The sequence below is a fragment of the Lelliottia sp. AC1 genome (genome assembly GCF_023278595.1).
GTDB classification, from domain to species: domain Bacteria; phylum Pseudomonadota; class Gammaproteobacteria; order Enterobacterales; family Enterobacteriaceae; genus Enterobacter; species Enterobacter nimipressuralis.
In genome coordinates this window covers 35,934-62,321 of sequence record NZ_CP025699.1, presented here as the reverse complement: position 1 = coordinate 62,321, position 26,388 = coordinate 35,934, and the positions used below count along the sequence as shown (strand labels likewise).

The 26,388-nt window shown below is 55.6% G+C and carries 25 protein-coding genes, 1 pseudogene and 1 other annotated feature; of the genes and pseudogenes, 11 read left to right on the top strand and 15 right to left on the bottom strand.

Annotated features, from left to right (window positions below; all coding sequences use genetic code 11):
- Positions 1 to 125 precede the first annotated feature (125 nt).
- Positions 126 to 536 (bottom strand): small heat shock chaperone IbpA, encoded by a 411-nt coding sequence (gene ibpA / locus C0560_RS00285; RefSeq protein ID WP_100778268.1) that lies wholly within the window; start codon positions 534 to 536, stop codon positions 126 to 128.
- Positions 530 to 602: a sequence feature (ROSE (Repression Of Heat Shock gene Expression) occurs in the 5'-region of heat shock genes and acts as an RNA thermometer to modulate expression.), on the bottom strand. (Overlaps the previous gene by 7 nt.)
- Before the next feature lie 246 nt (positions 603 to 848).
- Between ibpA and C0560_RS00280 the strand changes: the two genes are divergently transcribed.
- Entirely contained in the window at positions 849 to 1,181 is a 333-nt protein-coding gene (locus C0560_RS00280; protein ID WP_100778269.1) for a YceK/YidQ family lipoprotein, read from the top strand.
- Here the strand turns inward: C0560_RS00280 and C0560_RS00275 are convergent, their stop codons facing one another.
- From C0560_RS00275 to dnaA, 11 genes and pseudogenes are all read right to left on the bottom strand, one after another.
- The gene (locus C0560_RS00275; RefSeq protein ID WP_248859380.1) at positions 1,182 to 2,408 is read right to left on the bottom strand and encodes a DUF3748 domain-containing protein; all 1,227 of its coding nucleotides are present in this window, start codon (positions 2,406 to 2,408) and stop codon (positions 1,182 to 1,184) included.
- Positions 2,409 to 2,459: 51 nt separating this feature from the next.
- A pseudogene (locus C0560_RS00270) lies at positions 2,460 to 3,795 on the bottom strand (MFS transporter).
- A gap of 86 nt (positions 3,796 to 3,881) precedes the next feature.
- Positions 3,882 to 5,030 (bottom strand): galactonate dehydratase, encoded by a 1,149-nt coding sequence (gene dgoD, locus C0560_RS00265; RefSeq protein WP_102105116.1) that lies wholly within the window; start codon positions 5,028 to 5,030, stop codon positions 3,882 to 3,884.
- Positions 5,027 to 5,644 (bottom strand): 2-dehydro-3-deoxy-6-phosphogalactonate aldolase, encoded by a 618-nt coding sequence (locus C0560_RS00260; RefSeq protein WP_100778273.1) that lies wholly within the window; start codon positions 5,642 to 5,644, stop codon positions 5,027 to 5,029. The genes dgoD and C0560_RS00260 overlap by 4 nt, the downstream gene beginning before the upstream one ends.
- Positions 5,628 to 6,506 carry a 2-dehydro-3-deoxygalactonokinase gene (locus C0560_RS00255; RefSeq protein WP_248859379.1) on the bottom strand — a complete coding sequence of 293 codons (879 nt, stop codon included), beginning with the start codon at positions 6,504 to 6,506 and terminating at the stop codon, positions 5,628 to 5,630. Before C0560_RS00255 ends, C0560_RS00260 begins: the two co-directional genes overlap by 17 nt.
- Positions 6,503 to 7,192, bottom strand: a complete 690-nt coding sequence (dgoR, locus tag C0560_RS00250) for a D-galactonate utilization transcriptional regulator DgoR (protein ID WP_100778275.1) — start codon at positions 7,190 to 7,192, stop codon at positions 6,503 to 6,505. Before dgoR ends, C0560_RS00255 begins: the two co-directional genes overlap by 4 nt.
- Positions 7,193 to 7,415: 223 nt before the next feature.
- Positions 7,416 to 8,228 (bottom strand): sugar-phosphatase, encoded by an 813-nt coding sequence (yidA, locus tag C0560_RS00245; protein ID WP_248859378.1) that lies wholly within the window; start codon positions 8,226 to 8,228, stop codon positions 7,416 to 7,418.
- 173 nt (positions 8,229 to 8,401) lie between these two features.
- The gene (gene gyrB, locus C0560_RS00240) at positions 8,402 to 10,816 is read right to left on the bottom strand and encodes a DNA topoisomerase (ATP-hydrolyzing) subunit B (protein WP_100778277.1); all 2,415 of its coding nucleotides are present in this window, start codon (positions 10,814 to 10,816) and stop codon (positions 8,402 to 8,404) included.
- Positions 10,817 to 10,844: 28 nt separating this feature from the next.
- Entirely contained in the window at positions 10,845 to 11,918 is a 1,074-nt protein-coding gene (gene recF / locus C0560_RS00235) for a DNA replication/repair protein RecF (RefSeq protein ID WP_248859377.1), read from the bottom strand.
- Positions 11,918 to 13,018: a DNA polymerase III subunit beta gene (dnaN, locus tag C0560_RS00230; protein WP_100778279.1), complete on the bottom strand. Its 1,101-nt coding sequence runs from the start codon at positions 13,016 to 13,018 to the stop codon at positions 11,918 to 11,920. Before dnaN ends, recF begins: the two co-directional genes overlap by 1 nt.
- Before the next feature lie 4 nt (positions 13,019 to 13,022).
- Positions 13,023 to 14,417, bottom strand: coding sequence for a chromosomal replication initiator protein DnaA (dnaA, locus tag C0560_RS00225; RefSeq protein WP_100778280.1), 1,395 nt, complete (start codon positions 14,415 to 14,417; stop codon positions 13,023 to 13,025).
- A 600-nt stretch (positions 14,418 to 15,017) separates the two neighbouring features.
- Between dnaA and rpmH the strand changes: the two genes are divergently transcribed.
- From rpmH to C0560_RS00180, 9 genes are all read left to right on the top strand, one after another.
- Positions 15,018 to 15,158, top strand: coding sequence for a 50S ribosomal protein L34 (gene rpmH, locus C0560_RS00220; RefSeq protein ID WP_003023858.1), 141 nt, complete (start codon positions 15,018 to 15,020; stop codon positions 15,156 to 15,158).
- 16 nt (positions 15,159 to 15,174) lie between these two features.
- The gene (rnpA, locus tag C0560_RS00215) at positions 15,175 to 15,534 is read left to right on the top strand and encodes a ribonuclease P protein component (protein ID WP_095284128.1); all 360 of its coding nucleotides are present in this window, start codon (positions 15,175 to 15,177) and stop codon (positions 15,532 to 15,534) included.
- On the top strand, positions 15,498 to 15,755 hold the full coding sequence (yidD, locus tag C0560_RS00210) for a membrane protein insertion efficiency factor YidD (RefSeq protein ID WP_100778281.1): 258 nt from the start codon (positions 15,498 to 15,500) through the stop codon (positions 15,753 to 15,755). Before rnpA ends, yidD begins: the two co-directional genes overlap by 37 nt.
- A gap of 2 nt (positions 15,756 to 15,757) precedes the next feature.
- Positions 15,758 to 17,404 carry a membrane protein insertase YidC gene (gene yidC / locus C0560_RS00205; protein WP_123429747.1) on the top strand — a complete coding sequence of 549 codons (1,647 nt, stop codon included), beginning with the start codon at positions 15,758 to 15,760 and terminating at the stop codon, positions 17,402 to 17,404.
- Between the two features lie 72 nt (positions 17,405 to 17,476).
- Positions 17,477 to 18,841: a tRNA uridine-5-carboxymethylaminomethyl(34) synthesis GTPase MnmE gene (gene mnmE, locus C0560_RS00200; RefSeq protein ID WP_095284122.1), complete on the top strand. Its 1,365-nt coding sequence runs from the start codon at positions 17,477 to 17,479 to the stop codon at positions 18,839 to 18,841.
- 111 nt (positions 18,842 to 18,952) lie between these two features.
- Positions 18,953 to 20,128, top strand: a complete 1,176-nt coding sequence (locus C0560_RS00195) for an MFS transporter (protein ID WP_248859376.1) — start codon at positions 18,953 to 18,955, stop codon at positions 20,126 to 20,128.
- Complete coding sequence (yidZ, locus tag C0560_RS00190; protein ID WP_100778284.1) at positions 20,097 to 21,080, top strand: HTH-type transcriptional regulator YidZ; 984 nt, start codon at positions 20,097 to 20,099, stop codon at positions 21,078 to 21,080. The genes C0560_RS00195 and yidZ overlap by 32 nt, the downstream gene beginning before the upstream one ends.
- Before the next feature lie 121 nt (positions 21,081 to 21,201).
- Positions 21,202 to 21,948, top strand: a complete 747-nt coding sequence (locus tag C0560_RS00185; protein ID WP_100778285.1) for a 4'-phosphopantetheinyl transferase superfamily protein — start codon at positions 21,202 to 21,204, stop codon at positions 21,946 to 21,948.
- A gap of 37 nt (positions 21,949 to 21,985) precedes the next feature.
- A complete protein-coding gene (locus C0560_RS00180; RefSeq protein WP_102105123.1) occupies positions 21,986 to 22,552 on the top strand; it encodes an NADPH-dependent FMN reductase in 567 nt (188 codons plus the stop codon).
- Positions 22,553 to 22,590: 38 nt separating this feature from the next.
- Here C0560_RS00180 and adeP read toward each other — a convergent pair whose 3' ends face one another.
- The gene (adeP, locus tag C0560_RS00175; RefSeq protein ID WP_142503673.1) at positions 22,591 to 23,928 is read right to left on the bottom strand and encodes an adenine permease AdeP; all 1,338 of its coding nucleotides are present in this window, start codon (positions 23,926 to 23,928) and stop codon (positions 22,591 to 22,593) included.
- 166 nt (positions 23,929 to 24,094) lie between these two features.
- Here adeP and yieH point away from each other — a divergent pair, with 166 nt between their 5' ends.
- Positions 24,095 to 24,760 carry a 6-phosphogluconate phosphatase gene (yieH, locus tag C0560_RS00170; protein WP_123429750.1) on the top strand — a complete coding sequence of 222 codons (666 nt, stop codon included), beginning with the start codon at positions 24,095 to 24,097 and terminating at the stop codon, positions 24,758 to 24,760.
- Positions 24,761 to 24,856: 96 nt separating this feature from the next.
- Here the strand turns inward: yieH and phoU are convergent, their stop codons facing one another.
- Both phoU and pstB read right to left on the bottom strand, forming a co-directional pair.
- Positions 24,857 to 25,582 carry a phosphate signaling complex protein PhoU gene (gene phoU / locus C0560_RS00165; protein WP_095284109.1) on the bottom strand — a complete coding sequence of 242 codons (726 nt, stop codon included), beginning with the start codon at positions 25,580 to 25,582 and terminating at the stop codon, positions 24,857 to 24,859.
- A gap of 26 nt (positions 25,583 to 25,608) precedes the next feature.
- Positions 25,609 to 26,382 (bottom strand): phosphate ABC transporter ATP-binding protein PstB, encoded by a 774-nt coding sequence (gene pstB / locus C0560_RS00160; RefSeq protein ID WP_100778288.1) that lies wholly within the window; start codon positions 26,380 to 26,382, stop codon positions 25,609 to 25,611.
- Positions 26,383 to 26,388 lie beyond the last annotated feature (6 nt).

The following is a 26,388-nucleotide window of genomic DNA, read 5'->3' as shown; positions in this document are numbered from 1 at the left end:
CCTTCTGAGAAGCGAGTTAAGCACTGTTTTTAGTGCGCAGTTGTTCCTGCAAATCCACATGGATTCGCACAGGCTCCCGTTTCGGCAAGCCACTCTGGATGGGCCGCGCGAGCGACCCGCTTAAATTAGTTGATCTCGATACGGCGCGGTTTTTTCTCTTCCGGAATCACACGTTCCAGATCGATAAACAGCAGACCGTTCACCAGGTTCGCACCGTAAACGTGGATGTTTTCGGCGAGCTGGAATTTGCGTTCAAAGTTGCGCTCAGCAATGCCCTGGTAGAGATAGGTACGTTCTTTCTGCTCTGCCGTGTGTGCGCCTTTCACCACCAGCAGGTTGTCCTGCGCGGTGATTTCCAGTTCGCTCTCAGCGAAACCGGCGACAGCAATGGCAATGCGGTAGTGGTTTTCGTCAACCAGCTCAACGTTGTATGGAGGGTAACCGTTACCCTGGCTTTGGTTATTTTCTAAATGGTTGAACAGGCGATCAAAACCAATAGCAGAACGGTACAGCGGGGAAAAATCGAAATTACGCATAAATCAATGCTCCTGAAATCAGCGAGTAATGTTTGCCTTCCACCATGGACAGGCCGTTGTGCCACCAAACACCCATCAGGCGTGTTCGTTCTTCGGCTACACAGATAAAGTGGGTCTGATTCCGATCATTTCAAGAGGTTAAATGCGAGATTTTTTTGCACTTTGCTGGGTCTCGCATAGACTGGGACTACAGCACAAAGAGTGAAATTGCGATGCCTGCCACAGAGCGGCGCTTTCCAGCTATTCTTTTCGCACATGGCTCGCTATAACTCGATATTGCGGTTATGTCTCGCCATTAACATTGATTAACAGATGATGAATAATGTTCTGATAAAGCTGACAACATGCAGCGTAGTGGTATTACTTTGCGGGTGTTCGAGCGTGATGTCTCACACCGGCGGTAAAGAAGGAACATATCCGGGCACGCGCGCCAGCGCGAATATGATTTCGGATGATGAGACGAACTGGGGCACCAAATCCCTGGCGATTCTGGATCTGCCGTTTACAGCGGTGCTGGATACGCTGTTAGTCCCGTGGGATCTGTTCCGCACCGATAGCTCGGTGCGTTCACGCGTGGAAAAAAGCGAAAAGCAGAATATGGCCACCAACAGCGTTATCCCACCCGCTGAGATGACAGCGCCCTGATTACTTCCCGGTTTCCGTGACCCAAAGCTGACGGAAACCGGCCGTCTCTTCCATCCACGCCACATAGCGGCCATCCGGCGAGAACACCACCGCATCACCCGATGGCGGATTGCCGTGATCGGACGTCAAAAACGTCACTTCACCGCTTCGCGCATCGCAGCAGGCAATGCGGTTGTCCAGCACAAATCCCAGCGCTTCGCCCGACGGATGCCAGTTAAACGCCGACTGAATATCGCGGGTGTTATGCGTCAGCTGGCGCGGCTCCCCGCCCTCTGGTGCGATAAGCCACAGCTGCACAATGCCACGCTCATCGCGCATCAAAAACGCGATTTCACCGCCCTGCGGATGGCTGCGCACCCAGTGGCGCGGCACGTTGACCAGCCCCGGATAGCGGTTTTCATGGGTGAACGTTAAACGCCGCTGCACCACACCAGCAGGCGGTGCGGGCAGGGTCTGCTCCGTCCCTTCCAGCGGTTCGTCGCCCGCCTGTTTCCAGCCCGCCTCATCCTCTGGAAGATCGACGATAAACAGCTCCGGCACTTTTTCGCCGCGTTCAGAGAGCGTGTCGCCGATAAAGGCCAGCTGGCGGTTACCCACCCAGCCCTCTTCATAGGCGCGGTTGATCTCATCGCTGCCGGGCCGTGGCGTAGACGTCGTGCGGCTGATCAGTACGCTCCAGAACGTTCCGGCATATTCGCGCGGATGACTGCCCTGCGGCGTCACCGGGCCGAACGGCACGGCGACGCCGACATTGCGCAGATCCAGCGTCACGTCGCGTTCGTGCATCACATGGTCGTTATAGGTAAAACTGACCCGTTGCCCGTTGGGGCTAAAGACGTGAACATGGCTCCCGCCGCGCAGCGCGCCGGGGGTATAGGGCGCAGTGATGTCCATGGCATCGAGATTACTGACTTCGCCGTTGCGGGCAATCACACCGCGACGATGGTGAAAGTCGTAATGCCAGCCCGCATCCGGGTTTTCCGGGCCGTGAATAAAGACGTATTGTTCCTCAAGAGGATGAACGGTCACCACGCCCACGTGTGCGCCATTTTTAGCGCGGTAGATCACCTCGGTTTCGCCCGTCTTCACGTTGACTCGCTCGATCGTCTCGCCCGTAAAGGACGCGCCGGACGGTCGCACGTCAAACGCCAGCCATTGGCTGTCAGGCGTCCAGGTATTGGTATTCGTGAGTTGATGATGACGGGGAGCGAAGGTGATTTGTTTCATGGAGAGACCCTGATGCGCGGTTATCGCATCAGGGTAAAGCATCGCGAAGATTTAGCCTACTCGTTTAACATCGCCGACAAGCAGGATGTAGGAGAGCGCGCCAATCAGAGTGATAACGGAGATGTAGGTCAGAGCAGGCGCAAAGCCGTGCGCCTGCGCCAGATAGCCAATGACCAGCGGAACGGTGATACCGCCTAACCCGCCGGCAAAGTTAAACACGCCTCCGGTGAGGCCAATCAGACGCATCGGTGCCAGTGAGGAGACCAGCGACCAGGTGATGGACGCAAAACCGTTGCCGAAGAACGCCACCGCCATCAGCACGGTGATCCACACCGGGTCATTGGTGTAGTTCGCGCCCATAATGCAGGTGGAGAGCAGCAGGCCGAAGATGATCGGCAGCTTGCGCGAGAATCCAATCGAGAAGCCTTTGCGCACTAACATATCGGCGATCCAGCCCGACAACAGGACGCCCACGAACGCTGCCAGGAACGGAACCGTGGTCATGAAACCGGCTTTCAGCGCGGTGATGCCTTTTTCCTGGGTCAGATAGTTCGGGAACCAGGTCAGGAAGAACCACAGGGTAGACGCAATCGCGAACTGCCCGAGATAAACCCCCACCAGCTTGCGGTGGAAAACCAGTTTCCAGTCACTTTTGGTCAGGCGGGTGCGCCCCTTGTTTTCAATCTGCGCATCGCCATCCACCAGACCGCCGCCCTGCTCGATGTAATTCAGTTCAGCTGTGGTGATGCCTTTGGTTTTACGCGGTGACTGATAGACCTTAAACCAGACAAACGACCAGATAATCCCGATGCCGCCAGTGATGATGAACACCCAGTGCCAGCTCAGCGACTCCTGAATCCAGATCAGCAGCGGTGTGAGGAACGCCAGGCCCACAAACTGTCCGGAGGTGTAGAACCCCACCGCCGAGGCGCGTTCATGCTCCGGGAACCAGCTGGTCACCATGCGGTTGTTGGTCGGGAAAGCGGGCGCTTCGAAGATCCCGGTGATGGCACGCAGGCCAATCAGCGACAGCAGTCCGGTGGCAAAGCCCTGGAACAGGGTGGCAACGGACCAGCCAAAAATCGCGATGCAGTAGGTGGTGCGAGAGCCTAAGCGGTCCAGTACACGTCCGCCTGGGATCTGGCACAGGGTATACATCCAGGCAAACGCCGAGAAGATGTAGCCCATCTCGGTTTTCGAAATGCCAAACTCTTCCTGAATATGCGCGGACGCCACGGCCAGGTTGGCGCGGTCAACGTAGCAAATCACCACGGTAATAAAAATCATCAGCAGCGTCAGGTAACGACGACGGCCTGTTTTTGCGGTAGTCACAGAAATATCCATTAATCTGTCTCCAGATTTTGGGCATAGCGATACACGTCACCATGCCCTGTAAGTTACAGAGGGTTATGTTTTTGTGGGTAAGAATTTTTGCCCGGGAATATGGCGCTGACCGGGCTTACGAAATGGTGATCACCACTCCGCTACGCTACCATCCGAATATCGCCACAGCGGGTTACGCCAGTCGGAGGCGTTTTTACTCAGCTCAATCACTTTGGCTTCGTCAATGTCCACGCCAAGACCCGGTTTGGTTAACGGTTTGAAGAACCCGCCTTCCATGTTGAAGTCTTCTTTGTTTTTCACAAAATCGAGCAGCTCAGCACCTTTGTTGTAATGGATGCCCATGCTCTGCTCCTGGAATACCGCGTTACGCGAGACGAAGTCCACGTGCAGACAGGCGGCCAGGGCAATCGGTCCCAGCGGGCAGTGTGGTGCCAGCGCCACGTCGTAAGCTTCGGCCATACCAGCGATTTTGTAGCATTCGGTGATACCCCCGGCGTGGGACAGATCCGGCTGCAGAATCGCCAGGCCGCCCGCTTCCAGCACGCGTTTGAATTCGAAGCGCGAGAACATACGTTCGCCCGCCGCGATCGGAATATGGGTCTGTGCCGCCAGCTTCGGATAGTACTCGGCCTGCTCCGCCAGTACCGGCTCTTCGATAAACAGCGGGCGGTACGGCTCCAGCTCTTTGATCAGCACTTTCGCCATCGGCGCGCTGACGCGACCGTGGAAATCGAGGCCAAACTCAATCTCATTGCCAAAGGCTTCGCGGATTTGCGCCACCGTATTCACGGCGTTATCCACCGCCCGGGAGCTGTCAATGACGCCCATCTCTTCGCAGCCGTTAAGCTTGAAGGTATCAAAGCCAATTTTGCGCAGCGTTTTGATGCCGTCGATCACCTCTGCCGGACGGTCACCGCCGACCCAGCTGTAGGCTTTAATTTTGTCGCGCACCAGACCGCCCATCAGCTGCCAGACAGGGGCGTTCAGCACTTTGCCTTTGATATCCCACAGCGCCTGATCGATACCGGCGATGGCGCTCATCAGGATCGGGCCGCCGCGATAAAATCCACCGCGGTACATTACTTGCCACAGGTCGTTAATACGCGCCGGGTCCTGACCGATCAGGAACTCTTTCAGCTCATGCACCGCCGCTTCAACGGTACGCGCGCGGCCTTCAATTACCGGCTCGCCCCAGCCGACGACGCCTTCGTCGGTTTCGATTTTTAGAAACATCCAGCGCGGGGGTAAACGGTACGTGGTGATGTTGGTAATTTTCATTTCACTGCCTCTCGATACGCCTTAACAAACGCGGCTGCCTGCGCTGCAGTACGCTCAACGGACTGCCCGGCGCGATAGAGATCGCTGCCAAGCCCTGCCCCTGCACAACCGGCATTCAGCCACTGCGTCAGGTTTTCCGGCGTCACGCCCCCCACGGCAAAGACCGGAACATCAGCCGGAAGTACCGCTTTCAGCGCTTTGATGTAATCCGGGCCGAAGGCCGACGACGGGAAAATTTTCAGCGCCTGCGCGCCCGCATCCAGCGCGGTAAAAGCTTCGGTGGCAGTCGCACAGCCAGGGCAGACGGTCATGCCGTAACCTACCGCGCGGCGGATGACCTCGGGCTGAATGTTTGGCGTGACGATAAGCTTGCAGCCCATACTGGCAAGTTGCTCTACCTGCTCGGGTTTTAAGACCGTACCCGCGCCAATTAACGCTCTGTCGCCAAACGCGTCCACCACTGCCGGGATGCTCTTTTCCCACTGAGGTGAATTGAGCGGGATTTCCACCGCGTCAAATCCGGCGTCGATGACTGCGCCCACGTGTGCGAGCGCGTCGTCCGGCGTAATGCCGCGCAAAATCGCGATGAGAGGGAGATTAGTTTGCCACTGCATGAGCGATGCTCCTTATACCTGCCTGGAATGCCACGTCGCCTTCAAGCGTTGAAACTTCGCGACCACAGGCGCGAAACGCCTGCTGGTAACGAGCGGTTAACGATGAACCCGCGACAAGGGTGATGTCCTGCTGCCCGGCGAACTGCTCGCCCAGGGTGGCGACTTCTGCGCCAATCAGCAGACCGGAGAGAAATTCGCTGACCTGTTCACGCGGGAGAGTCCCCAGCACGTGTGAAGCGCGAACTTCAAAAAGTTGTGGCAGAACGGCAGGCGAAGCGAGACCGCGTGCAAGCCCTGCAGCAAAAGCCTCAGGAGAGGGTTGCTGCTCCGGCAGGCCTGCTCCCACCAGCGAATGGCGCAGCAGCACGTGATGCAATTCGCCGGTCAGTACGGTCCGAAAATCGTGGATCTGCTCCGCGTCGGCTTGCACCCATTTACAGTGCGTGCCGGGCATAACATAGACAGAAGAAGGAGAAAGGGTGCGCGCGCCGAGCAGCTGTGTCTCTTCGCCGCGCATCACGTTATGGTTATCGTCACGGGAAACGCAAAGTCCGGGAATAATCCAGATATTGTCGCCAACGGACGTTAACGTCTCACCAATGGCAGAGAAATAGGCAGGAACAGGCAAGTACGGCGCGACTTTCCAGCCCACGTTGCTGCCTACCATCCCTGCCATGACCACCGGTGTCGCGCCTTCGCGCCAGTTTTCAGTGACTTCTGCTAACACCGCCTGAGGGGATTTACCGTTGAGGCGCGTGACGCCTGCTTCTGATTGCCTGTTATCCAGGCATTTATCGCCTTCATAAAGCCAGGCGCGCAGATTGGTCGATCCCCAGTCAATAGCGATGTAGCGAGATGTCATGTGATTTCCTTTAACCTTCGTGTCGAGCTGGCGATCATGGCGAGCGCCGCTTGCTCTGCCGCATTGCTGTCCTGATGTCGTATCGCATCGAACAGCACTTTATGTTCCTGCAGGGTCTTGGGCATGTTGGCCTCATCCCCCATCCAGGTCCGTTCAAAAACTGCGCGCTGTAGCGAGCTGATCGCCACGCTAAGCTGCTGTAAAACCGGGTTATGCACTGATTCCAGCACCGCCTCGTGATAGCGGATATCCGCTTCGTTAAAGGCGTCCCTGTCCTGGTTGTTGGCGATCATGTCGTTGAGCGCCGCTTCGATCTGGGCCAGGTCCCCTGATGTCGCCCGCTCGGCTGCCCAGCGGGCAATTGCCGGTTCCACCAGGTTTCGTACCTCGCTCATCGCACCGATGAGCTGCGGGTCGTCGTCGTTTGCCAGCACCCACTGCAGAACGTCGGTGTCGAGGTAGTTCCACTGTTTACGCGGGGCGACAAAGGCGCCGCGATAACGCTTCATTTCGATCAGCCGTTTCGCCATTAGCGAGCGAAACACTTCGCGGATGATGTTGCGCGAGGTTTCAAACTCCTCGCACAGCTCGGCCTCGGCGGGCAGCGGCGAACCCGGTACGTACTTACCGCTGACAATCTGATTGCCCAGCGCGATGACGATGCGGTCGGTTTTGTTGAGAGTCATGGAGAATCCTTGTTTCTTTTGTCCATCACTACTTTACCGCGACCGATGAGTTTCACCTCACTTTTGCAGTACAAACGTGAGGTTGTTCGTCAATTCCATGGCCGTAATGTAGTACAATCGCATTGTGTTGTACTACAATCCAGATCACAAAAAGAACAACCCATCGATCGACAGGCAAAAAAAAGCCCCGGTTAATCGCCGGGGCTGATGCGGTTGAGACGGTTTAGTTCAGCACGAACTTCTCGATCGCGTAGGCTACGCCATCTTCGAGGTTAGATTTGGTGACGAAGTTGGCCACTTCCTTCACCGACGGGATCGCGTTTTCCATTGCCACGCCCATACCCGCGTATTCGATCATCGCGATGTCATTTTCCTGATCGCCCAGGGTCATGATCTCTTCCGGCTTGATGCCCAGCGTATCGGCCAGCGATTTCACGCCGGTGCCTTTATTGACGCGTTTATCCAGGATTTCGAGGAAGTACGGCGCGCTTTTCAGCACGGTGTATTTCTCTTTCACTTCCGCCGGGATGCGGGCGATAGCCTGATCCAGAATCGCAGGCTCATCAATCATCATCACCTTCAGGAACTGCGTGGCCGGGTCCATATTTTCCGGCTCGCAGAACACCAGCGGAATGGTCGCCACGAAGGATTCATGCACGGTGTAGTAGCTGATGTCGCGGTTAGCGGTGTACAGCGTGTTGCGATCGAGCGCGTGGAAGTGAGAACCCACTTCGCGGGACAGTTTTTCCAGATACCGGTAATCGTCATAGCTCAACGCCGTTTGCGCGACCGTGCTGCCATCGCTGGCGTTCTGCACCAGCGCACCGTTGTAGGTGATGCAGTAATCGCCCGGTTGTTCCATGTGCAGCTCTTTCAGATAGCTGTGAACACCGGCATACGGACGCCCCGTGGTCAGTACCACGTTCACGCCTTTTGCACGAGCGGCGGCAATCGCATTTTTAACGGCTGGAGAGATAGTGTGGTCTGGCAGCAGCAGCGTGCCGTCCATATCGATTGCAATGAGTTTGATGGCCATGAGATCCCCGATTTAAATGAGTCTGTCCTCATGCTAACGCGATTCCGCACAGAAAACAGTAAAAGAGTCGTCGAGAAAGGGGGATGGGATTTAAAGAGGAGATTCCTCTTTTGCAGGCAAAGAAAAGCCCGGTGAGGCTACGCCTACCGGGCTTACAGAATCGACGGCCTGAATTAAATGTCGATATTCGCGGCTTTCAATGCGTTCTCTTCGATGAAGGCGCGGCGCGGTTCAACGGCGTCGCCCATCAGGGTAGTGAACAGCTGGTCAGCGGCGATCGCATCTTTCACGGTCACGCGCAGCATGCGGCGGCTTTCCGGGTCCATGGTGGTTTCCCACAGCTGATCCGGGTTCATTTCGCCCAGACCTTTATAACGCTGAATAGAGAGACCACGACGGGACTCTTTCACCAGCCACTCCAGTGCCTGCTCGAAGCTGGCAACCGGCTGACGGCGTTCGCCACGTTCGATAAACGCGTCTTCTTCGATAAGACCACGCAGTTTTTCGCCCAGCGTGCAGAGACGACGGTATTCGCCACCGGTCACAAACTCGTGATCCAGCGGATAGTCGGTGTCTACGCCGTGTGTACGTACGCGGATGATTGGCTCGAACAGGTGCTGTTCAGCGTTCTCGCGAACGTCAAACTGCCACATGCTGCCGTGCTGCTCGCTTTCGTTCAGCTCAGTCACCAGGGCGTTCACCCAGCGCGTCACTTTCTGCTCGTCGCTGAGATCGGCTTCAGCCAGCGTCGGCTGATAAACCAGCTCTTTCAGCAGCGTGCGCGGGAAGCGACGCTCCATACGACCAATCATTTTCTGCGTCGCATTGTACTCAGAGACCAGTTTCTCCAGTGGCTCACCCGCCAGCGCCGGAGCGTGGGCATTCGCATGCAGGGTAGCGCCATCCAGAGCGATAGAGATCTGATACTGATCCATCGCTTCGTCGTCTTTAATGTACTGTTCCTGCTTGCCTTTCTTCACTTTGTACAGCGGTGGCTGTGCAATGTAGATGTGGCCGCGTTCAACTATTTCTGGCATCTGACGGTAGAAGAAGGTCAACAGCAGCGTACGGATGTGTGAACCATCGACGTCCGCATCGGTCATGATGATGATGCTGTGATAGCGCAGTTTGTCCGGGTTGTACTCGTCGCGACCGATGCCGCAGCCGAGGGCGGTGATCAGCGTCGCCACTTCCTGAGAGGAGAGCATTTTGTCAAAGCGCGCTTTCTCAACGTTCAGGATTTTACCTTTCAGCGGCAGAATCGCCTGGTTCTTACGGTTACGGCCCTGCTTCGCAGAACCGCCCGCGGAGTCCCCTTCCACCAGGTACAGTTCGGAGCGAGCCGGATCGCGTTCCTGGCAGTCCGCCAGTTTGCCCGGCAGACCGGCCAGATCCAGCGCACCTTTACGACGGGTCATTTCACGAGCTTTACGCGCCGCTTCACGGGCACGCGCCGCATCAATGATTTTGCCGACAACGATTTTCGCGTCAGACGGGTTTTCCAACAGGTATTCGCTCAGCAGTTCGTTCATCTGCTGTTCAACCGCAGATTTCACCTCGGAAGAGACCAGTTTGTCTTTGGTCTGAGAGGAGAATTTCGGGTCTGGCACTTTCACGGAAACCACAGCAATCAGGCCTTCACGGGCATCGTCGCCGGTGGCACTGACTTTCGCTTTTTTGCTGTAGCCTTCTTTGTCCATGTAGGCGTTCAGGGTACGGGTCATGGCGGTACGGAAGCCGACCAGGTGCGTACCACCGTCACGCTGTGGAATGTTATTGGTGAAGCAGTAGATATTTTCCTGGAAACCGTCGTTCCACTGCAGCGCCACTTCCACGCCGATACCGTCTTTTTCGGTGGAGAAGTAGAAGATATTTGGGTGGATCGGCGTTTTGTTCTTGTTGAGGTACTCAACAAACGCCTTAATGCCGCCTTCGTAGTGGAAATGATCTTCTTTACCGTCGCGCTTATCGCGCAGGCGGATGGACACGCCGGAGTTCAGGAACGACAGCTCGCGCAGACGTTTTGCCAGAATGTCGTATTCGAAGTCAGTCACATTAGAGAAGGTTTCGTGGCTCGGCCAGAAACGCACGGTGGTCCCGGTTTTTTCCGTTTCGCCAGTAACCGCCAGCGGTGCCTGTGGCACGCCGTGGGTATACACCTGGTGATGGATTTTACCTTCGCGGTAGATAACCAGTTCCAGCTTCTGCGACAGGGCGTTAACAACGGAAACGCCCACGCCGTGCAGGCCGCCGGACACTTTATAGGAGTTGTCATCGAATTTACCGCCTGCGTGCAGGACGGTCATGATCACTTCCGCAGCGGATACGCCCTCTTCCGGGTGAATGCCGGTCGGAATACCACGGCCATCATCCTGTACGGAAACGGAGTTATCGCCGTGGATGGTGACGATAATATCTTTACAGTGACCCGCGAGCGCTTCGTCGATAGCGTTATCCACAACCTCGAATACCATGTGGTGCAGACCGGTGCCGTCATCGGTATCGCCGATATACATACCTGGGCGCTTACGCACCGCATCCAGTCCTTTCAGGACTTTGATACTGGAGGAGTCATAAGAATTCGACATCAACGTTTCTCGCTCATTTAATCTTGGGTTAATCCGTTATTTTACCCTTTTCCACGGTGAACATCTTCGAATTTTTGTCCGACATGTCCATAACGTGTTCAGCGCTAATGGCGCTGACGAAAACCTGCGACTGCGTGGCTTTTAAGCGGCTGGCAAGCAGCCCGCGCCGTGCATCGTCGAGTTCCGAGGCAAAATCATCTATTAGATACAGGCAACGTCGCCCACTCTCGCGAGTTAAAAACTCACCCTGCGCCAGGCGCAGTGCGCACATCAAAAGCTTGAGTTGCCCGCGCGACAGCGTGTCTTCCACCGGCGCACCGTCGGCGCGAATGCGGAAATCCGCTTTGTGCGGGCCGTGTGCGGTGTAGGTCAGCATACGGTCACGCTCGAAGCCTTTCTCCAGTACCTCGGCATAATCCGTCTCTTTCTCCCAGCCACGCTGGAAGGAGAAGGTCAGAGAAAACTCGGGCAAAAACTGTTTACAGGTATCAGCCATATCTTCGGCGATACCTGCGCTGTATTCGGCACGCCAGCGGCTGATTTGTTCCGCAAGCGGAACCAATTCCATATCCCACGGGCGCAACTGGGCATAGCGGGTCACCTGACGCAGCGCGGCGTTGCGATGTTTAAGCAGCCGTTTCAGGTTGCTCCAGGCAGTAAAGAAACCCGCTTCGTTGTGAAAGCATCCCCAGTCGAGGAAGGCTCTTCGGTATTTGGGGCCGCCATTGAGTAATGTAAACCCCTCTGGCGTAATCAGCTGCATGGGCATCAGCAGCGCCAGTTCAGCCACTTTATGGCCGTCGGTGCCGTCGATACGCACTTTGCTGTCGCCCAGCTTGTCTTTCGTCAGGCCAATCGAGGTTTCACGCTCGCTGCCCTGAAGTCGTCCGTGCAGCACAAATGCGTCCTGCTCGTGACGAATAACGCGACCAATCTGCAGGCTGCGAAACGCACGACCGTGGCCAAGCGTGTAGATGGCTTCCAGCACGCTGGTTTTGCCGCTACCGTTCGCGCCAACCAGGAAATTAAAGCCGGGGGATAAAGCGAGATCCGCGCTTTCGATATTGCGAAAGTCGCGGATCAGCAAGCGGGTGAGCGACATTACAGTCTCATTGGCATGACAACATAAGCCGCGCTTTGGCTAGCAGCATCTTCAATCTGTACGCTTGAAACCGAATCGGTCAGCAGAATGCGCACGTTTTCGCATTTCAGCGCATTGAGCACATCCAGCACGTAGCTAACGTTAAAGCCGATTTCCATTTCAGTACCGGCGTAGGTGACGTCCAGAATCTCTTCTGCCTCTTCCTGCTCCGGGTTGTTGGCGGTGATTTTGATCTGGTTTTCACTCACATACAGGCGCACGCCGCGGAATTTCTCGTTAGAGAGGATCGCCGCACGGGCAAAAGCCTGTTTGAGGATATCGCAGCCCGCTTCCAGCGTTTTGTCGGGATTTTTCGGCAATACGCGGCGATAATCCGGAAAACGACCGTCAACCAGCTTCGACGTGAAGATAAAATCACCCACGTGAGCGCGAATATTATTGCTGCCGATCTGCACGCGCAGCGGAGTATCACCGCCGTCGAGCATACGCATCAGCTCAATCACACCTTTACGCGGGACGATCACCGAATGGTTGGGCAGCGTCACGCCAATCGGCATGGAACAGACTGCCAGACGGTGGCCGTCTGTCGCCACGGTACGCAGTTCTTCACCTTCGGTTTCGAACAACATGCCGTTTAAGTAGTAGCGAACGTCCTGATGCGCCATCGAGAACTGGGTCGCTTCAATCAGACGTTTCATCGTCGCCTGCGGCAGGGTGAATTCGACTTCACTCTGCCAGTCGTCCAGATTCGGGAAGTCCGCGGCAGGCAGTGTAGAGAGCGAGAAACGGCTGCGGCCAGAGCGAACCAGAATACGGTCGCCTTCCAGCTGGACAGCAATTTCAGCGCCTTCCGGCAGCCCACGGCAGATATCAAAGAATTTACGCGCCGGAACGGTGGTGGCACCCGCATCATGCGGTTGAGAAAGTGTCACGCGCGCGACCATTTCCATTTCGAGGTCTGTGCCGGTCAGCGACAGCGTACCGTCAGCGACCTGAAGCAGCAGGTTTCCAAGAATAGGCAGCGTCGGGCGGCCACCTAATGGGCCACTCACCTGTTGCAGCGGTTTTAATAAATGTTCACGTTCAACGGTAAATTTCATAGCATCACGATGATAATGTTCTGATTAAATTGGAGAAATCTTCTTTTATGTCGTGGCTTTCTTCGCGTAACTGCTCGATCTTGCGACAAGCGTGCAGCACGGTCGTATGGTCACGGCCACCAAACGCATCGCCGATTTCCGGCAGACTGTGGTTGGTTAATTCCTTCGCCAGCGCCATCGCCATCTGACGTGGTCTCGCCACCGAGCGGGAACGACGTTTAGACAACAAATCTGCCACTTTGATTTTGTAGTACTCAGCCACGGTCTTCTGAATATTGTCGATAGTGACCAGTTTTTCCTGTAACGCCAGCAGATCGCGCAGCGCTTCACGCACAAAATCGATGGTAATCGCCCGGCCAGTAAAGTTGGCGTTGGCGATCACGCGGTTCAGTGCGCCTTCGAGTTCACGCACGTTTGAGCGCAGACGCTTCGCAATAAAGAACGCCACTTCACCCGGCAGGCGAATGTCGTTTTCATCGGCTTTTTTCATCAGGATCGCAACGCGGGTTTCCAGCTCCGGTGGCTCGATCGCCACGGTCAGGCCCCAGCCGAAGCGGGATTTCAGACGATCCTCAACTCCATTGATCTCTTTCGGGTAACGATCCGAGGTCAAAATGATCTGTTGGTTACCTTCCAGCAGGGCATTGAAGGTGTGGAAAAACTCTTCCTGGGATCGTTCTTTATTCGCAAAGAACTGGATGTCATCGATCAGCAGCGCATCAACAGAACGGTAGTAGCGTTTAAACTCTTCGATCGCGTTGTTTTGCAGGGCTTTTACCATGTCCTGAACGAAGCGCTCGGAGTGCATATACACCACTTTCGCATTGGGCTTACGCGCCACAATGCCGTTGCCCACCGCGTGTAACAGGTGAGTTTTACCGAGACCCGTGCCGCCATACAGGAACAGCGGGTTATAGGCGCCGCCTGGGTTGTCCGCAACCTGACGAGCCGCCGCACGGGCCAGCTGGTTCGATTTACCCTCAACGAAGTTATCGAAGGTGTGCTTCACGTTAACGTTGGAGCGGTAGGTGGGTTCAGCCGGAGCCGGAACGTTGTCCCAGCCAGAACGCGCGGGCTGAATAATGCGCGGTGTCGGGACGTGAATCTGGGCCGGAGCCGCCACGTTTACCGTCTCTCTGACGGTTTGCGTGACCGGTTTAGTACCGACTTCAAAACGCAGCTGCGGGGCATCAGTGCCGCAGAAATCATTGAGCAATCCATTGATATTATTTAGGTATTTATCCCTTACCCAATCGAGCACGAAACGGTTTGGCGCATACAAAGCCAGCGTGTTATCGCTCAGTTCCGCCTGCAACGGGCGGATCCACATACTGAATTCTGTGGCTGGTAACTCATCCTGCAATCGGGCAAGACACTGCTGCCAAAGCGAAAGTGACACGGCGGACTCCACTCGAACAATAAAAGAAAGATACTGAATATTCGTGATTGTTGGCACACGTCGACAAGACCCTGTGCAAAGGGTGACGTGCGAATTGCTATCTGCAATTTTTACCTGACCAGACCCCTTTGGATCCCGATCAGGACCGCGGATCATAGCCTAAACTGAGCCAGAGATCTTCTGTTTCTCACAGATTCTTCCCGATTTATCCACAGGAAGATCCGAAACCGGGTAAGTGTAAACGATCCTGGAGGGAGTGCCCCACGATTTAGCCCGCATATTGGAAAAATTAATGAGCACAGACAATTTTTTGCTTAAAAGATCTAATGATGATCCTGGACGATCCTTGCGCTTTGGTTGGGAGGTCGTATAATCCCCCACCCGGCGCGTGATGCTCGTCCTCCGCGCGGGACGCTGCTCATTTTCCACACGAAATCGTGCGGAAATACGCGGGAAATAAGGAAAGAGAATTGACTCCGGAGTGTACAATTATTACAATCCGGCCTCTTTAATCACCCACGCTGAGGCGTTAGTCGTTCGATAATCGTTCGGGTATACGCGAAAGTCAGTGAATTTATTCAAGTTTAGGTAGAAATCGCCATGAAACGCACTTTTCAACCGTCTGTACTGAAGCGCAACCGTTCTCACGGCTTCCGTGCTCGTATGGCTAATAAAAATGGTCGTCAGGTTCTGGCACGTCGTCGTGCTAAAGGCCGTTCTCGTCTGACCGTTTCTAAGTAATAAAAGCTAACCCCTGGTGGTTAAGCTAGCATTTCCCAGGGAGTTACGTTTGTTAACTCCCACTCATTTCACTTTCGTCTTCCAGCAGCCACAACGGGCTGGCACGCCGCAAATCACCATCCTCGGCCGCCAAAATTCGCTGGGGCATCCCCGCATCGGTCTAACTGTCGCCAAGAAAAACGTTAAGCGTGCGCATGAACGCAATCGGATTAAACGTCTGACGCGTGAAAGCTTCCGTTTACGTCAACATGAACTGCCTTCAATGGATTTCGTGGTGGTGGCTAAAAAAGGGGTTGCCGACCTCGATAACCGTGCTCTCTCGGAAGCGTTGGAAAAACTATGGCGCCGCCATTGTCGCCTGGCTCAAGGGTCCTGATAGCCTGTATTCGGGTCTATCAGCGCCTGATCAGTCCGCTGCTCGGGCCGCATTGTCGTTTCACTCCAACCTGTTCCAGCTACGGAATTGAGGCATTGCGCAGGTTTGGAGTGATAAAAGGCAGTTGGTTGACGGTGAAACGCGTATTAAAATGCCACCCTTTACACCCTGGTGGTGACGACCCCGTCCCACCCGGACCATTTGATACCAGAGAACACTAACGATGGATTCGCAACGCAATCTTTTAGTCATCGCTTTGTTGTTCGTGTCTTTCATGATCTGGCAGGCATGGGAGCAGGATAAAAATCCTCAACCACAGCCGCAACAGACCACGCAGACAACGACCACCGTAGCGGGTAGCGCCGCCGACCAGGGCGTACCGGCCAGTGGCCAAGGGAAGCAGATTACGGTGAAAACCGATGTGCTTGAGCTGACTATCAACACCCGTGGTGGCGATATTGAGCAGGCACTGCTGCTGACTTACCCGAAAGAGCTGAAGTCAAACGAGCCGTTCCAGTTGCTGGAAACGACGCCTGAGTTCCTGTATCAGGCTCAGAGCGGTCTGACCGGTCGTGATGGCCCGGACAATCCGGCTAATGGCGCTCGTCCGCTGTATAACGTCGACAGTGACACCTTTGTACTGGCTGATGGTCAGAACGAACTCGCGATCCCGATGACTTACACTGACGCCGCGGGCAACACCTTCACCAAAACCTTCACCCTGAAACGCGGTGAGTATGCGGTGAATGTGGGCTATAACGTGCAGAACGCCAGTGAGAAACCACTGGAAGTTTCCACGTTTGGTCAGCTGAAGCAGTCCATCAATCTGCCGTCTCACCGTGACACCGGAAGCAGCAACTTTGCGCTGCACACCTTCCGTGGCGCGGCGTACTCCACGCCAGATACCAAGTACGAGAAATACAAATTCGACACCATCGCCGATAACGAAAACCTGAACGTCAGTGCTAAAGGCGGTTGGGTTGCGATGCTGCAACAGTATTTCGCGACAGCGTGGGTGCCAAATAACAACGGTACCAACAACTTCTACACTGCGAATCTGGGCAATGGTATTGCGGCTATCGGCTACAAATCGCAGCCGGTTCTGGTTCAGCCTGGTCAAACAGGTCAACTGGCCAGCACCCTGTGGGTCGGTCCTGAAATTCAGGACAAAATGGCAGCCGTGGCACCGCATCTGGATCTGACCGTAGATTACGGTTGGTTGTGGTTCATCTCTCAGCCGCTGTTCAAACTGCTGAAGTGGATCCACAGCTTCCTGGGTAACTGGGGCTTCTCCATTATCGTTATTACCTTCATCGTTCGTGGCATCATGTACCCGCTGACCAAAGCGCAGTACACCTCCATGGCGAAGATGCGTATGCTGCAGCCGAAGATTGCGGCGATGCGTGAGCGTCTGGGCGATGATAAACAGCGTCAGAGCCAGGAAATGATGGCCCTGTATAAAGCAGAGAAAGTAAACCCACTGGGTGGTTGCTTCCCGCTGCTGATTCAGATGCCAATCTTCCTTGCGCTGTACTACATGCTGATGGGTTCCGTTGAGCTGCGCCACGCGCCATTTGCTCTGTGGATCCATGACTTGTCTGCACAGGACCCGTACTACATCCTGCCGATCCTGATGGGCGTGACGATGTTCTTCATCCAGAAGATGTCGCCAACCACCGTGACCGACCCGATGCAGCAGAAGATCATGACCTTCATGCCGGTCATCTTCACCGTGTTCTTCCTGTGGTTCCCGTCAGGTCTGGTGCTGTACTATATCGTCAGCAACCTGGTGACCATCATCCAGCAGCAGCTGATCTACCGTGGTCTGGAAAAACGTGGCCTGCATAGCCGCGAAAAGAAAAAATCCTGATTCGGTAAGAGAACGCTAAAATAAGGGCGGTCATTTGACCGCCTTTTTTATTTGTATTTGACGAGACATCCCATGAGCCATAACGACACGATCGTCGCCCAGGCAACCCCACCGGGACGCGGTGGTGTAGGCATTCTGCGTATCTCCGGCCTCAAGGCGCGCGAGGTGGCCGAAGCCGTGCTGGGCAAACTGCCAAAGCCCCGTTACGCCGACTACCTGCCGTTTAAAGATGCAGACGGTACCGCGCTGGATCAGGGCATCGCGCTCTGGTTCCCAGGTCCGAACTCCTTTACCGGTGAAGACGTACTGGAGCTGCAGGGCCACGGCGGTCCGGTGATCCTCGACCTGCTGTTAAAACGTATTCTGACCTTGCCGGGCCTGCGTATTGCTAAGCCGGGCGAGTTCTCCGAGCGTGCGTTCCTCAACGACAAGCTCGACCTGGCACAGGCCGAAGCCATTGCTGACCTGATCGACGCCAGCTCTGAACAGGCGGCACGTTCTGCCCTGAACTCCCTGCAGGGCGCATTTTCCGCACGCGTGAACCATCTTGTGGAAGCACTCACTCACCTGCGAATCTACGTGGAAGCTGCCATCGACTTCCCCGATGAAGAGATCGACTTCCTCTCCGACGGTAAAATCGAAGCGCAGTTGAACAGCGTCATGTCCGATCTCGACGCCGTGCGCGCCGAAGCGCGACAGGGCAGCCTGCTGCGCGAAGGGATGAAAGTGGTTATCGCCGGTCGCCCTAACGCCGGGAAATCGAGCCTGCTGAACGCCCTGGCGGGCCGCGAAGCGGCGATCGTGACGGATATTGCCGGCACGACCCGCGACGTACTGCGTGAGCATATTCATATCGACGGTATGCCCTTGCACATTATCGACACCGCCGGTCTGCGCGACGCCAGCGACGAAGTGGAGCGCATCGGTATCGAGCGTGCGTGGCAGGAGATCGAGCAGGCTGACCGCGTGCTGTTTATGGTCGACGGAACCACCACCGACGCCGTCGATCCCGCTGAAATCTGGCCGGACTTTATCGCCCGTCTGCCCGCCAAACTACCGATTACCGTGGTGCGTAACAAAGCCGACAAAACAGGTGAAACGCTGGGGCTGAGCGATGTGAATGGTCACTCACTCATCCGTCTGTCGGCGCGTACCGGCGAAGGCGTTGATGACCTGCGTAACCATCTCAAACAGAGCATGGGCTTTGATACGAGCATGGAAGGCGGTTTCCTGGCCCGTCGCCGCCACCTCCAGGCGCTGGAACAAGCGGCTAATCATCTCGATCAGGGCAAAGCACAGCTGCTCGGTGCCTGGGCGGGTGAACTGCTGGCGGAAGAGCTGCGTCTTGCGCAGCAGAGCCTGAGTGAAATTACCGGTGAGTTTACTTCCGACGATTTGCTGGGCCGCATCTTCTCAAGCTTCTGTATCGGGAAATAACCTCCCACCTCAAAGGTGATTTCCTCCTGGGAAATCACCTTTGTCCAAATGGCAACTCGCTTCTTCCCGTTTCTCCCCCTATGCTTCCAGCCTGCCGATCATGGGGGGTTTATGGCGCGTTTTCTGTTTTGTAGTTTTGCACTGGTTCTGCTTTATCCATCGGGCATTGATATGTATCTGGTCGGCCTGCCGCACATCGCGCAGGATCTGGGGGCCAGTGAAGCGCAATTGCATATCGCGTTTTCCGCCTATCTGGCAGGGATGGCGTCGTCGATGGTATTTGCCGGTAAGATTGCCGACAAAGCCGGGCGCCAGCCGGTGGCGATTACCGGTGCGGTGATTTTCGCCCTGGCTTCGGTCCTCTGCTCAATGGCGCAGGACAGCACGCTGTTCCTGACCGGGCGCTTCATTCAGGGCATTGGGGCGGGCGGCTGTTATGTGGTCGCGTTTGCCATTCTGCGCGATACCCTGAGTGCGCAGCGCCGCGCGAAGGTGCTTTCGATGCTTAACGGTATCACCTGCATTATTCCGGTGCTGGCTCCGGTGATCGGTTATCTGATTATGCTCAAACTGCCGTGGCAGAGCCTGTTCTGGACGATGGCGGTGATGGGCCTGCTGGTCTTTATCCTTTCTATCACCGTGCTGAAAGAGACGCATCCTGGCTCGCATCACGCGGGGAATGCCGCGACGATTCACCCGGCCGAAAAGCTCCTGAACCGCTTTTTCATCAGCCGTCTGCTGATCACCACCTTAAGCGTCGTGGTAATCCTCACCTATGTAAACGTTTCCCCGGTTTTACTGATGGAAACCATGGGCTTTGATCGCGGGGAATACTCCTCGGTAATGGCCTTAACGGCAATGGTCAGCATGGCGGTCTCATTCTCGACACCGTTCGCCCTTAACGTCTTCAGCCAGCGCAGCCTGATGCTGACCTCGCAGATCCTGTTCCTGATGGCCGGTGTGGTGCTGGCGACCGCAAGTTCCCACGCCATTATGCTGGCGGGGATTACCCTGATCTGCGCCGGTTTCTCGGTAGGGTTTGGCGTCGCGATGAGTCAGGCGCTGGGGCCGTTCTCCCTGCGCGCCGGTGTGGCCAGCTCTGCGCTCGGTATCGCTCAGGTGTGCGGTTCATCCCTGTGGATTTGGCTGGCGGCGGTGATAGGTCTTAATGCGCTGAATATGCTGATCGGGATTCTGATTGGCTGTAGCATGGTCTGCATTCTGTTAATCATGGCGATACGGCCCGCAGCGCACTATGAAGAAGCCCATCAGCAGTCTCGATCTTAACCTCCTGCTGTGCCTGCAGCTGTTGCTGCAGGAACGCAGCGTCACGAAAGCAGCAAAACGGATGAACGTCACGCCGTCTGCGGTCAGTAAATCGCTGGCGAAACTGCGCGACTGGTTTGACGATCCGCTGTTTGTGAAAACGCCGCTGGGCCTGCTGCCCACGCCGCTAACGGTGAGTCTTGAGCAAGATCTGACGGACTGGATGCAGATTGGCAATCAGATCCTGGATAAACCCCACCACGATTCCCCCTGCGGGCTGAAATTCGAGCTGGCGGCGGAAACGCCGTTGATGCTGATTCGCTTTAACGCTCTGTTAGAGCAGGTGAATCAGCGTTATCCGCAGGCCACCGTGCGGATGCGTCACTGGGATTACGACTCGCTGGATGCCATCACGCGCGGCGAGGTGGATATTGGTTTTACCGGGCGCGAAACGCATCCTCGCTCGCGCGAACTGTTAAAGCTGCTCCCGTGGTTTATCGACCACGAAATCCTCTTTAGCGACCGCCCGTGCGTCTATCTGCGCGAAGACCATCCGGCGCTGCAGGAAGAGTGGAATCTCGACACCTTTTTACGCTACCCCCACATCAGCATCTTCTGGGAGCGCAGCGACACCTGGGCGCTGGACGAAGTGCTGAAAGAGATGGGCCGCGAGCGCAACATTGCCCTGAGCCTGCCGGGCTTTGAGCAGTCGATGTTTATGGCAGCACAACCCGACCACAACTATATTGCCACCGCGCCGCACTACTGCCATCACTACAATCAGCTCCACCAGCGTAAGCTGGTGAGTCGCCCCATTCCCATCGACGACGCGCAGGCCGAAAAGCTCAACGTACCTTTCACCCTGATCTGGCATAAGCGCAACAGTCACAACCCGAAAATCATCTGGCTGAAAGAGACGATCAAAGCGTTGTACTGCGATTCTCTGCGCCAGAGATCCGATTTTTCCCTCTAAAAATGTAAAGTTCGGTCCCCGGGCTTCTCATTAGTGGATTTACCCATTAAAAGAGAGGCTCAGTTAAGCGATAATCATGTAACCGTTTAACCTGTCTCTGACCATTATCATGGAGCGAAAAATGGCAACGCATTTTGCAAGAGGGATCCTGACCGAAGGACGACTGGTGTCTGTCAGACTCTCCTCTTCCTGCCACAACGAGGCGCGCAAGCTTCCGGATCACCGACGCTCGCGCTTTTTGGCCTCCAGGGCGTTACTGTCCGAGCTGCTGTTTATGCTCTACGGCACCAGCGAACTGCCGGAGATGATCACCCAGCCTGAAGGCCGCCCTGTTTTTGCTGACCCGGCGCTACCGCGTTTTTCCATCGCCTACACGGGAAATATTGTTGGCGTGGCCCTTACAACGGAAGGCGATTGCGGACTGGATATGGAACTCCAGCGCGCGACTCGCGGTTTCCACGGCCCTCACGCGCACGACGCCTATCCTTTATCGAGCAATGAAAAGCTGTGGGTGCGTAATCAAAACGACCCCAACGAAGCTAAAGCGCAGCTCATTACCTTGCGTCAGAGTATTCAAAAGCTCTCCGGCTGTGCGGCAGACGACGCCAGCCTGCTCCAGCTGCTCCCCGGTTCAGGACGCCTGCGCGCAACCAAAGCGGCGCGCGTGGAGGCCCTCAGCGACGCCGAAGACGTGCTGATCTGGTCGATTGCCGTCACCCCTGCGATTGAGCGCCTGAAGATCTGGGAATTTGACAGCCGACACGGATGGCATAGCCTTCCTGATGTTCCAGCGCGCGCCAACGAACCCGCCGCGCGCCTGATGAGATTAACCAGTTTACCGGCAGAAAAAGCACTTACCCTTAACTGACCCGCTGATGGGCCATCATGATGAAAAAGGAGTAATCATGTCTGATACGTTGAAAGTTGTTACGTTACTGGGAAGCCTGCGCAAAGGTTCATTTAACGGGATGGTTGCCCGCACGTTGCCTAAGCTGGCACCGGCAGGAATGGAGGTCTCCGCGCTGCCATCGATCGGCGATATTCCTCTGTATGACGCCGATGTTCAGCAGGAAGAAGGGTTCCCGCAAAGCGTTGAAGCGCTGGCTGAGCAAATTCGCCAGGCCGATGGCGTGGTCATTGTGACGCCGGAGTACAACTATTCGGTGCCGGGCGGGTTGAAGAATGCAATCGACTGGCTTTCCCGTTTACCTGAGCAGCCGCTTTCCGGCAAGCCGGTGCTGATCCAGACCAGCTCCATGGGCGCGATTGGCGGCGCACGCTGCCAGTATCATCTGCGTCAGATTCTGGTGTTCCTGGATGCAATGGTGATGAACAAGCCGGAATTTATGGGCGGCGTGATTCAGAACAAAGTGGATACGCAGACGGGCGAAGTGGTGGATCAGAGCACGCTGGATCATCTGACCGGTCAATTGACCGCGTTTGGAGAGTATATTCAGCGGGTTAAAGCGTAAGGGAATCAGCCCTTTCCCGGCGGGAAAGGGCTTTTTGTTTATTTCGCGTCAATAAATACAATCTTCAGCACAAACAGCAGCGCCACCACGATCACGCATGGGCTGAGTTCGCGGAAACGACCGGTACCGATTTTCATCACGCAGTAGGAGATGAAGCCCAGAGCGATACCTTCGGTGATGGAGAAGCTAAACGGCATCATCACAGCGGTAATAAACGCCGGAACCGCTTCGGTTAAATCTTCCCACTTCACACGCGACAGGCTCGACGTCATCAGCACGCCAACGTAAATCAGTGCGCCAGCAGCCGCGTACGGTGGAACCATCCCCGCCAGCGGAGAGAGGAAGATCACCAGCAGGAACAGCAGGCCCACGACGACGGCGGTCAGACCGGTACGGCCACCGACGGAGACGCCGGATGAGGACTCAATGTACGCCGTAACAGAAGAGGTCCCGATGAAAGAACCGGCAACAGACGAGATGCTATCCACATACAGCGCCTGTTTCATGCGCGGGAATTTGCCTTTCTCATCCGCCAGACCCGCTTTATCGGTCACACCGATAAGGGTACCGGAGGAGTCGAACAGGTTCACCAGCATGAAGGAGAAAATCACACCCGCCAGGCCCAGATTAAACGAACCTGCCAGATCGACGTGACCAATCACTGTTGTCACACTTGGCGGTGCAGAAACGATGCCGTTGTAATGCACGTCACCCAGCATCCAGCCGAACAGGGTGGTCACGATAATAGAGACCAGCACCGCGGCGTGAATATTACGGGATGCCAGAATCGCGATGATGAAGAAGCCCAGCACGCCCAACAGCACGCTGTGTGAGGTCAGGTTACCGATGCTCACCAGGGTTTCCGGGTTAGCGACGATCACACCCGCGTTTTTCAGCCCCATCATACCGATAAACAGACCGATACCACTGGTGATACCGACACGCAGGCTCACCGGGATATTGGCAATCATCCAGTAACGTACGCGGAAAATGGTCAGCAGCAGCAGGCCTACCGCACCCCAGAAGATGGCGCCCATACCCACTTGCCACGGCAGACCCATCGCCTGCACAACCACGAATGCGAAGAAAGCGTTCAGACCCATTGCCGGTGCCAGTGCAACCGGAAGGTTAGCGAACACGCCCATCAGGATGCTGCCGAGTGCAGCGATCAGACAGGTGGTCACGAAGACCGCGCTGGTGTCCATGCCAGCCACGCCCAGAATCTGCGGGTTAACAAAAACGATATAAACCATCGTCAGGAAGGTGGTAAAACCGGCGATCACTTCAGTGCGTGCCGTTGTGCCGTGCTCGCGCAGTTTAAACACGCGCTCAAGCAGACCCTGACCAGATGTCTGGGTAGTGTGTTGTTGGCTCATCATCAGTTTCCGAACAAGGAGGGAAAAATCCGTCGCTATCCTATACCAAAATGCGACAATAGGCGCGTTTGCGAGCGACTTTTTTTCATTGATTTTGCTTATACGGCAACGATTGCGTCCCGCAAATTGCATTACGTAAACGTTAAACTTGTTAAAAGGGAAAGGCATGTCCGGAATTGAAGCGGTATTTTTCGACTGCGACGGTACGCTGGTCGACAGTGAGGTCATTTGTTCCCGTGCGTATGTCAGCATGTTCCAGGAATTCGGCATTACGCTCGATCTTGAAGAGACGTTCAAGCGCTTCAAAGGCGTCAAACTCTACGAGATCATCGACATTATCAACGCTGAGCACGGCGTCAGTCTGGCGAAGGCCGACTTAGAACCCGTTTACCGCGCCGAGGTCGCACGCCTTTTCGACTCGGAACTGGAGGTCATCGCCGGGGCAAACGCCCTGCTGGATTCGATGGCTGTGCCGATGTGCGTGGTGTCAAACGGCCCGGTCAGCAAAATGCAGCACTCCCTCGGCAAGCTTGAAATGTTGCACCATTTCCCGGAAAAACTGTTCAGCGGCTACGATATCCAGCGTTGGAAGCCCGATCCGGCCCTGATGTTCCACGCCGCGAAAGCGATGAACGTGAACGTTGAAAATTGCATTCTGGTGGATGATTCCAGCGCAGGCGCGCAGTCCGGGATTGATGCAGGGATGGAGGTGTTTTACTTCTGTGCCGATCCGCATAACAAACCGATCAGCCACCCAAAAGTGACGACCTTTACCGATCTGGCGCAGTTGCCGGAATTGTGGAAAGCGCGTGGGTGGGATATTACGCGTTAATGAAAAAAGCCGGACAGCGCTCGCGCTTATCCGGCCTACAAATCCGTGGTTTTTCAGGCCCGGCAAGCGTCGCGCTACCGGGCTTTTTTCAGCGGATCACTCTTTCGGGTCTTTCCCCGCCAGCAGCTTGTCCAGCTCATCCCCGCCCACGTGACGGAAATCCTGTCCCTTCACGAAGTAGAAGATGTATTCACAAATGTTCTGGCAGCGGTCGCCGATACGCTCGATAGAGCGTGCACAGAACAGGGCGGTCAGGACGCTCGGAATGGTGCGCGGATCTTCCATCATGTAGGTCATCAGCTGACGCACAATGCCTTCATACTCCTGGTCGACCTTCTTGTCTTCACGGTAGATACGCACCGCTTCATCAAGATCCATACGCGCGAACGCATCCAGCACGTCATGCAGCATCTGCACCGTATGACGGCCCAACGATTCCAGGCTCACCAGCAGCGGCTGGTGCTGGTGGGAGAACTTCTCGAGCGCGGTGCGGCAGATTTTGTCCGCCACGTCGCCAATGCGCTCCAGCTCGGCGATAGTTTTGATGATCGCCATCACCAGACGCAGGTCGCTCGCCGTCGGCTGACGTTTCGCGATGATACGAACGCAGGCTTCGTCGATCGCCACTTCCATCATGTTGACGTTTTTGTCGCCTTCAACAACGCGCTTTGCCAGCTCGCTGTCCTGGTTGTGCATGGCGGTGATCGCATCAGACAGTTGTTGCTCGACCATGCCGCCCATCGTCATCACCTGGGTGCGGATACTTTCCAGCTCTGCGTTGAACTGGCCGGAAATGTGTTTATTTAGATTGAGGTTATCCATGGTTTCTCCACATGCACTAAGGCAAATCAACCGTAGCGGCCAGTAATATAATCTTCGGTTTGTTTCTTCGCGGGCTTGGTGAACAGATCGTCCGTGTTGCTGAACTCAATCAACTCGCCCAGATACATAAATGCCGTATGGTCGGAACAACGCGCAGCCTGCTGCATGTTGTGGGTCACGATCACCACGGTGTAATCCTGTTTCAGCTCGGTGATCAGCTCTTCAATACGACCGGTGGAGATCGGGTCCAGGGCTGAGCACGGCTCATCCAGCAGCAACACTTCCGGGCGAATGGCGATACCCCGCGCAATGCACAGACGCTGCTGCTGACCACCGGAGAGAGAGTATCCGCTCTGGTGCAGTTTATCTTTGGTTTCGTTCCATAATGCGGCTTTGGTCAAGGCCCACTGCACGCGCTCGTCCATATCGGCACGGGAGAGTTTTTCGAACAAACGCACGCCAAACGCGATGTTGTCGTAGATCGACATCGGGAACGGCGTCGGTTTCTGGAACACCATCCCCACTTTGGCACGCAGCAGGGCGATATCCTGGGTATTGGTCAGAATGTTGTCGCCATCCAGCAGAATTTCGCCTTCCGCGCGCTGCTCCGGATACAGCTCAAACATCTTGTTAAAGGTGCGCAGCAGCGTGGATTTGCCACAACCTGATGGACCGATAAATGCCGTGACCTGGTTCTTGGCGATATCCAGGTTGATGTTTTTCAGGGCATGGAATTTACCGTAGTAGAAGTTCAAATCACGAACCTTGATCTTACCCGGTGCAGTATCAACCATACTCATTGACTC

Coding starts and splice junctions, on each gene's coding strand:
- adeP (WP_142503673.1), bottom strand. CDS start 23,928: ATGAGCCAACAACACACTACCCAGACATCTGGTCAGGGTCTGCTTGAG.
- C0560_RS00275 (WP_248859380.1), bottom strand. CDS start 2,408: ATGAAACAAATCACCTTCGCTCCCCGTCATCATCAACTCACGAATACC.
- C0560_RS00185 (WP_100778285.1), top strand. CDS start 21,202: ATGGCAACGCATTTTGCAAGAGGGATCCTGACCGAAGGACGACTGGTG.
- C0560_RS00280 (WP_100778269.1), top strand. CDS start 849: ATGATGAATAATGTTCTGATAAAGCTGACAACATGCAGCGTAGTGGTA.
- dnaN (WP_100778279.1), bottom strand. CDS start 13,018: ATGAAATTTACCGTTGAACGTGAACATTTATTAAAACCGCTGCAACAG.
- yidZ (WP_100778284.1), top strand. CDS start 20,097: ATGAAGAAGCCCATCAGCAGTCTCGATCTTAACCTCCTGCTGTGCCTG.
- pstB (WP_100778288.1), bottom strand. CDS start 26,382: ATGAGTATGGTTGATACTGCACCGGGTAAGATCAAGGTTCGTGATTTG.
- rpmH (WP_003023858.1), top strand. CDS start 15,018: ATGAAACGCACTTTTCAACCGTCTGTACTGAAGCGCAACCGTTCTCAC.
- yieH (WP_123429750.1), top strand. CDS start 24,095: ATGTCCGGAATTGAAGCGGTATTTTTCGACTGCGACGGTACGCTGGTC.
- C0560_RS00260 (WP_100778273.1), bottom strand. CDS start 5,644: ATGCAGTGGCAAACTAATCTCCCTCTCATCGCGATTTTGCGCGGCATT.
- yidA (WP_248859378.1), bottom strand. CDS start 8,228: ATGGCCATCAAACTCATTGCAATCGATATGGACGGCACGCTGCTGCTG.
- gyrB (WP_100778277.1), bottom strand. CDS start 10,816: ATGTCGAATTCTTATGACTCCTCCAGTATCAAAGTCCTGAAAGGACTG.
- yidD (WP_100778281.1), top strand. CDS start 15,498: ATGGCGCCGCCATTGTCGCCTGGCTCAAGGGTCCTGATAGCCTGTATT.
- C0560_RS00195 (WP_248859376.1), top strand. CDS start 18,953: ATGGCGCGTTTTCTGTTTTGTAGTTTTGCACTGGTTCTGCTTTATCCA.
- dgoR (WP_100778275.1), bottom strand. CDS start 7,192: ATGACTCTCAACAAAACCGACCGCATCGTCATCGCGCTGGGCAATCAG.
- C0560_RS00180 (WP_102105123.1), top strand. CDS start 21,986: ATGTCTGATACGTTGAAAGTTGTTACGTTACTGGGAAGCCTGCGCAAA.
- yidC (WP_123429747.1), top strand. CDS start 15,758: ATGGATTCGCAACGCAATCTTTTAGTCATCGCTTTGTTGTTCGTGTCT.
- mnmE (WP_095284122.1), top strand. CDS start 17,477: ATGAGCCATAACGACACGATCGTCGCCCAGGCAACCCCACCGGGACGC.
- ibpA (WP_100778268.1), bottom strand. CDS start 536: ATGCGTAATTTCGATTTTTCCCCGCTGTACCGTTCTGCTATTGGTTTT.
- phoU (WP_095284109.1), bottom strand. CDS start 25,582: ATGGATAACCTCAATCTAAATAAACACATTTCCGGCCAGTTCAACGCA.
- dgoD (WP_102105116.1), bottom strand. CDS start 5,030: ATGAAAATTACCAACATCACCACGTACCGTTTACCCCCGCGCTGGATG.
- C0560_RS00255 (WP_248859379.1), bottom strand. CDS start 6,506: ATGACATCTCGCTACATCGCTATTGACTGGGGATCGACCAATCTGCGC.
- recF (WP_248859377.1), bottom strand. CDS start 11,918: ATGTCGCTCACCCGCTTGCTGATCCGCGACTTTCGCAATATCGAAAGC.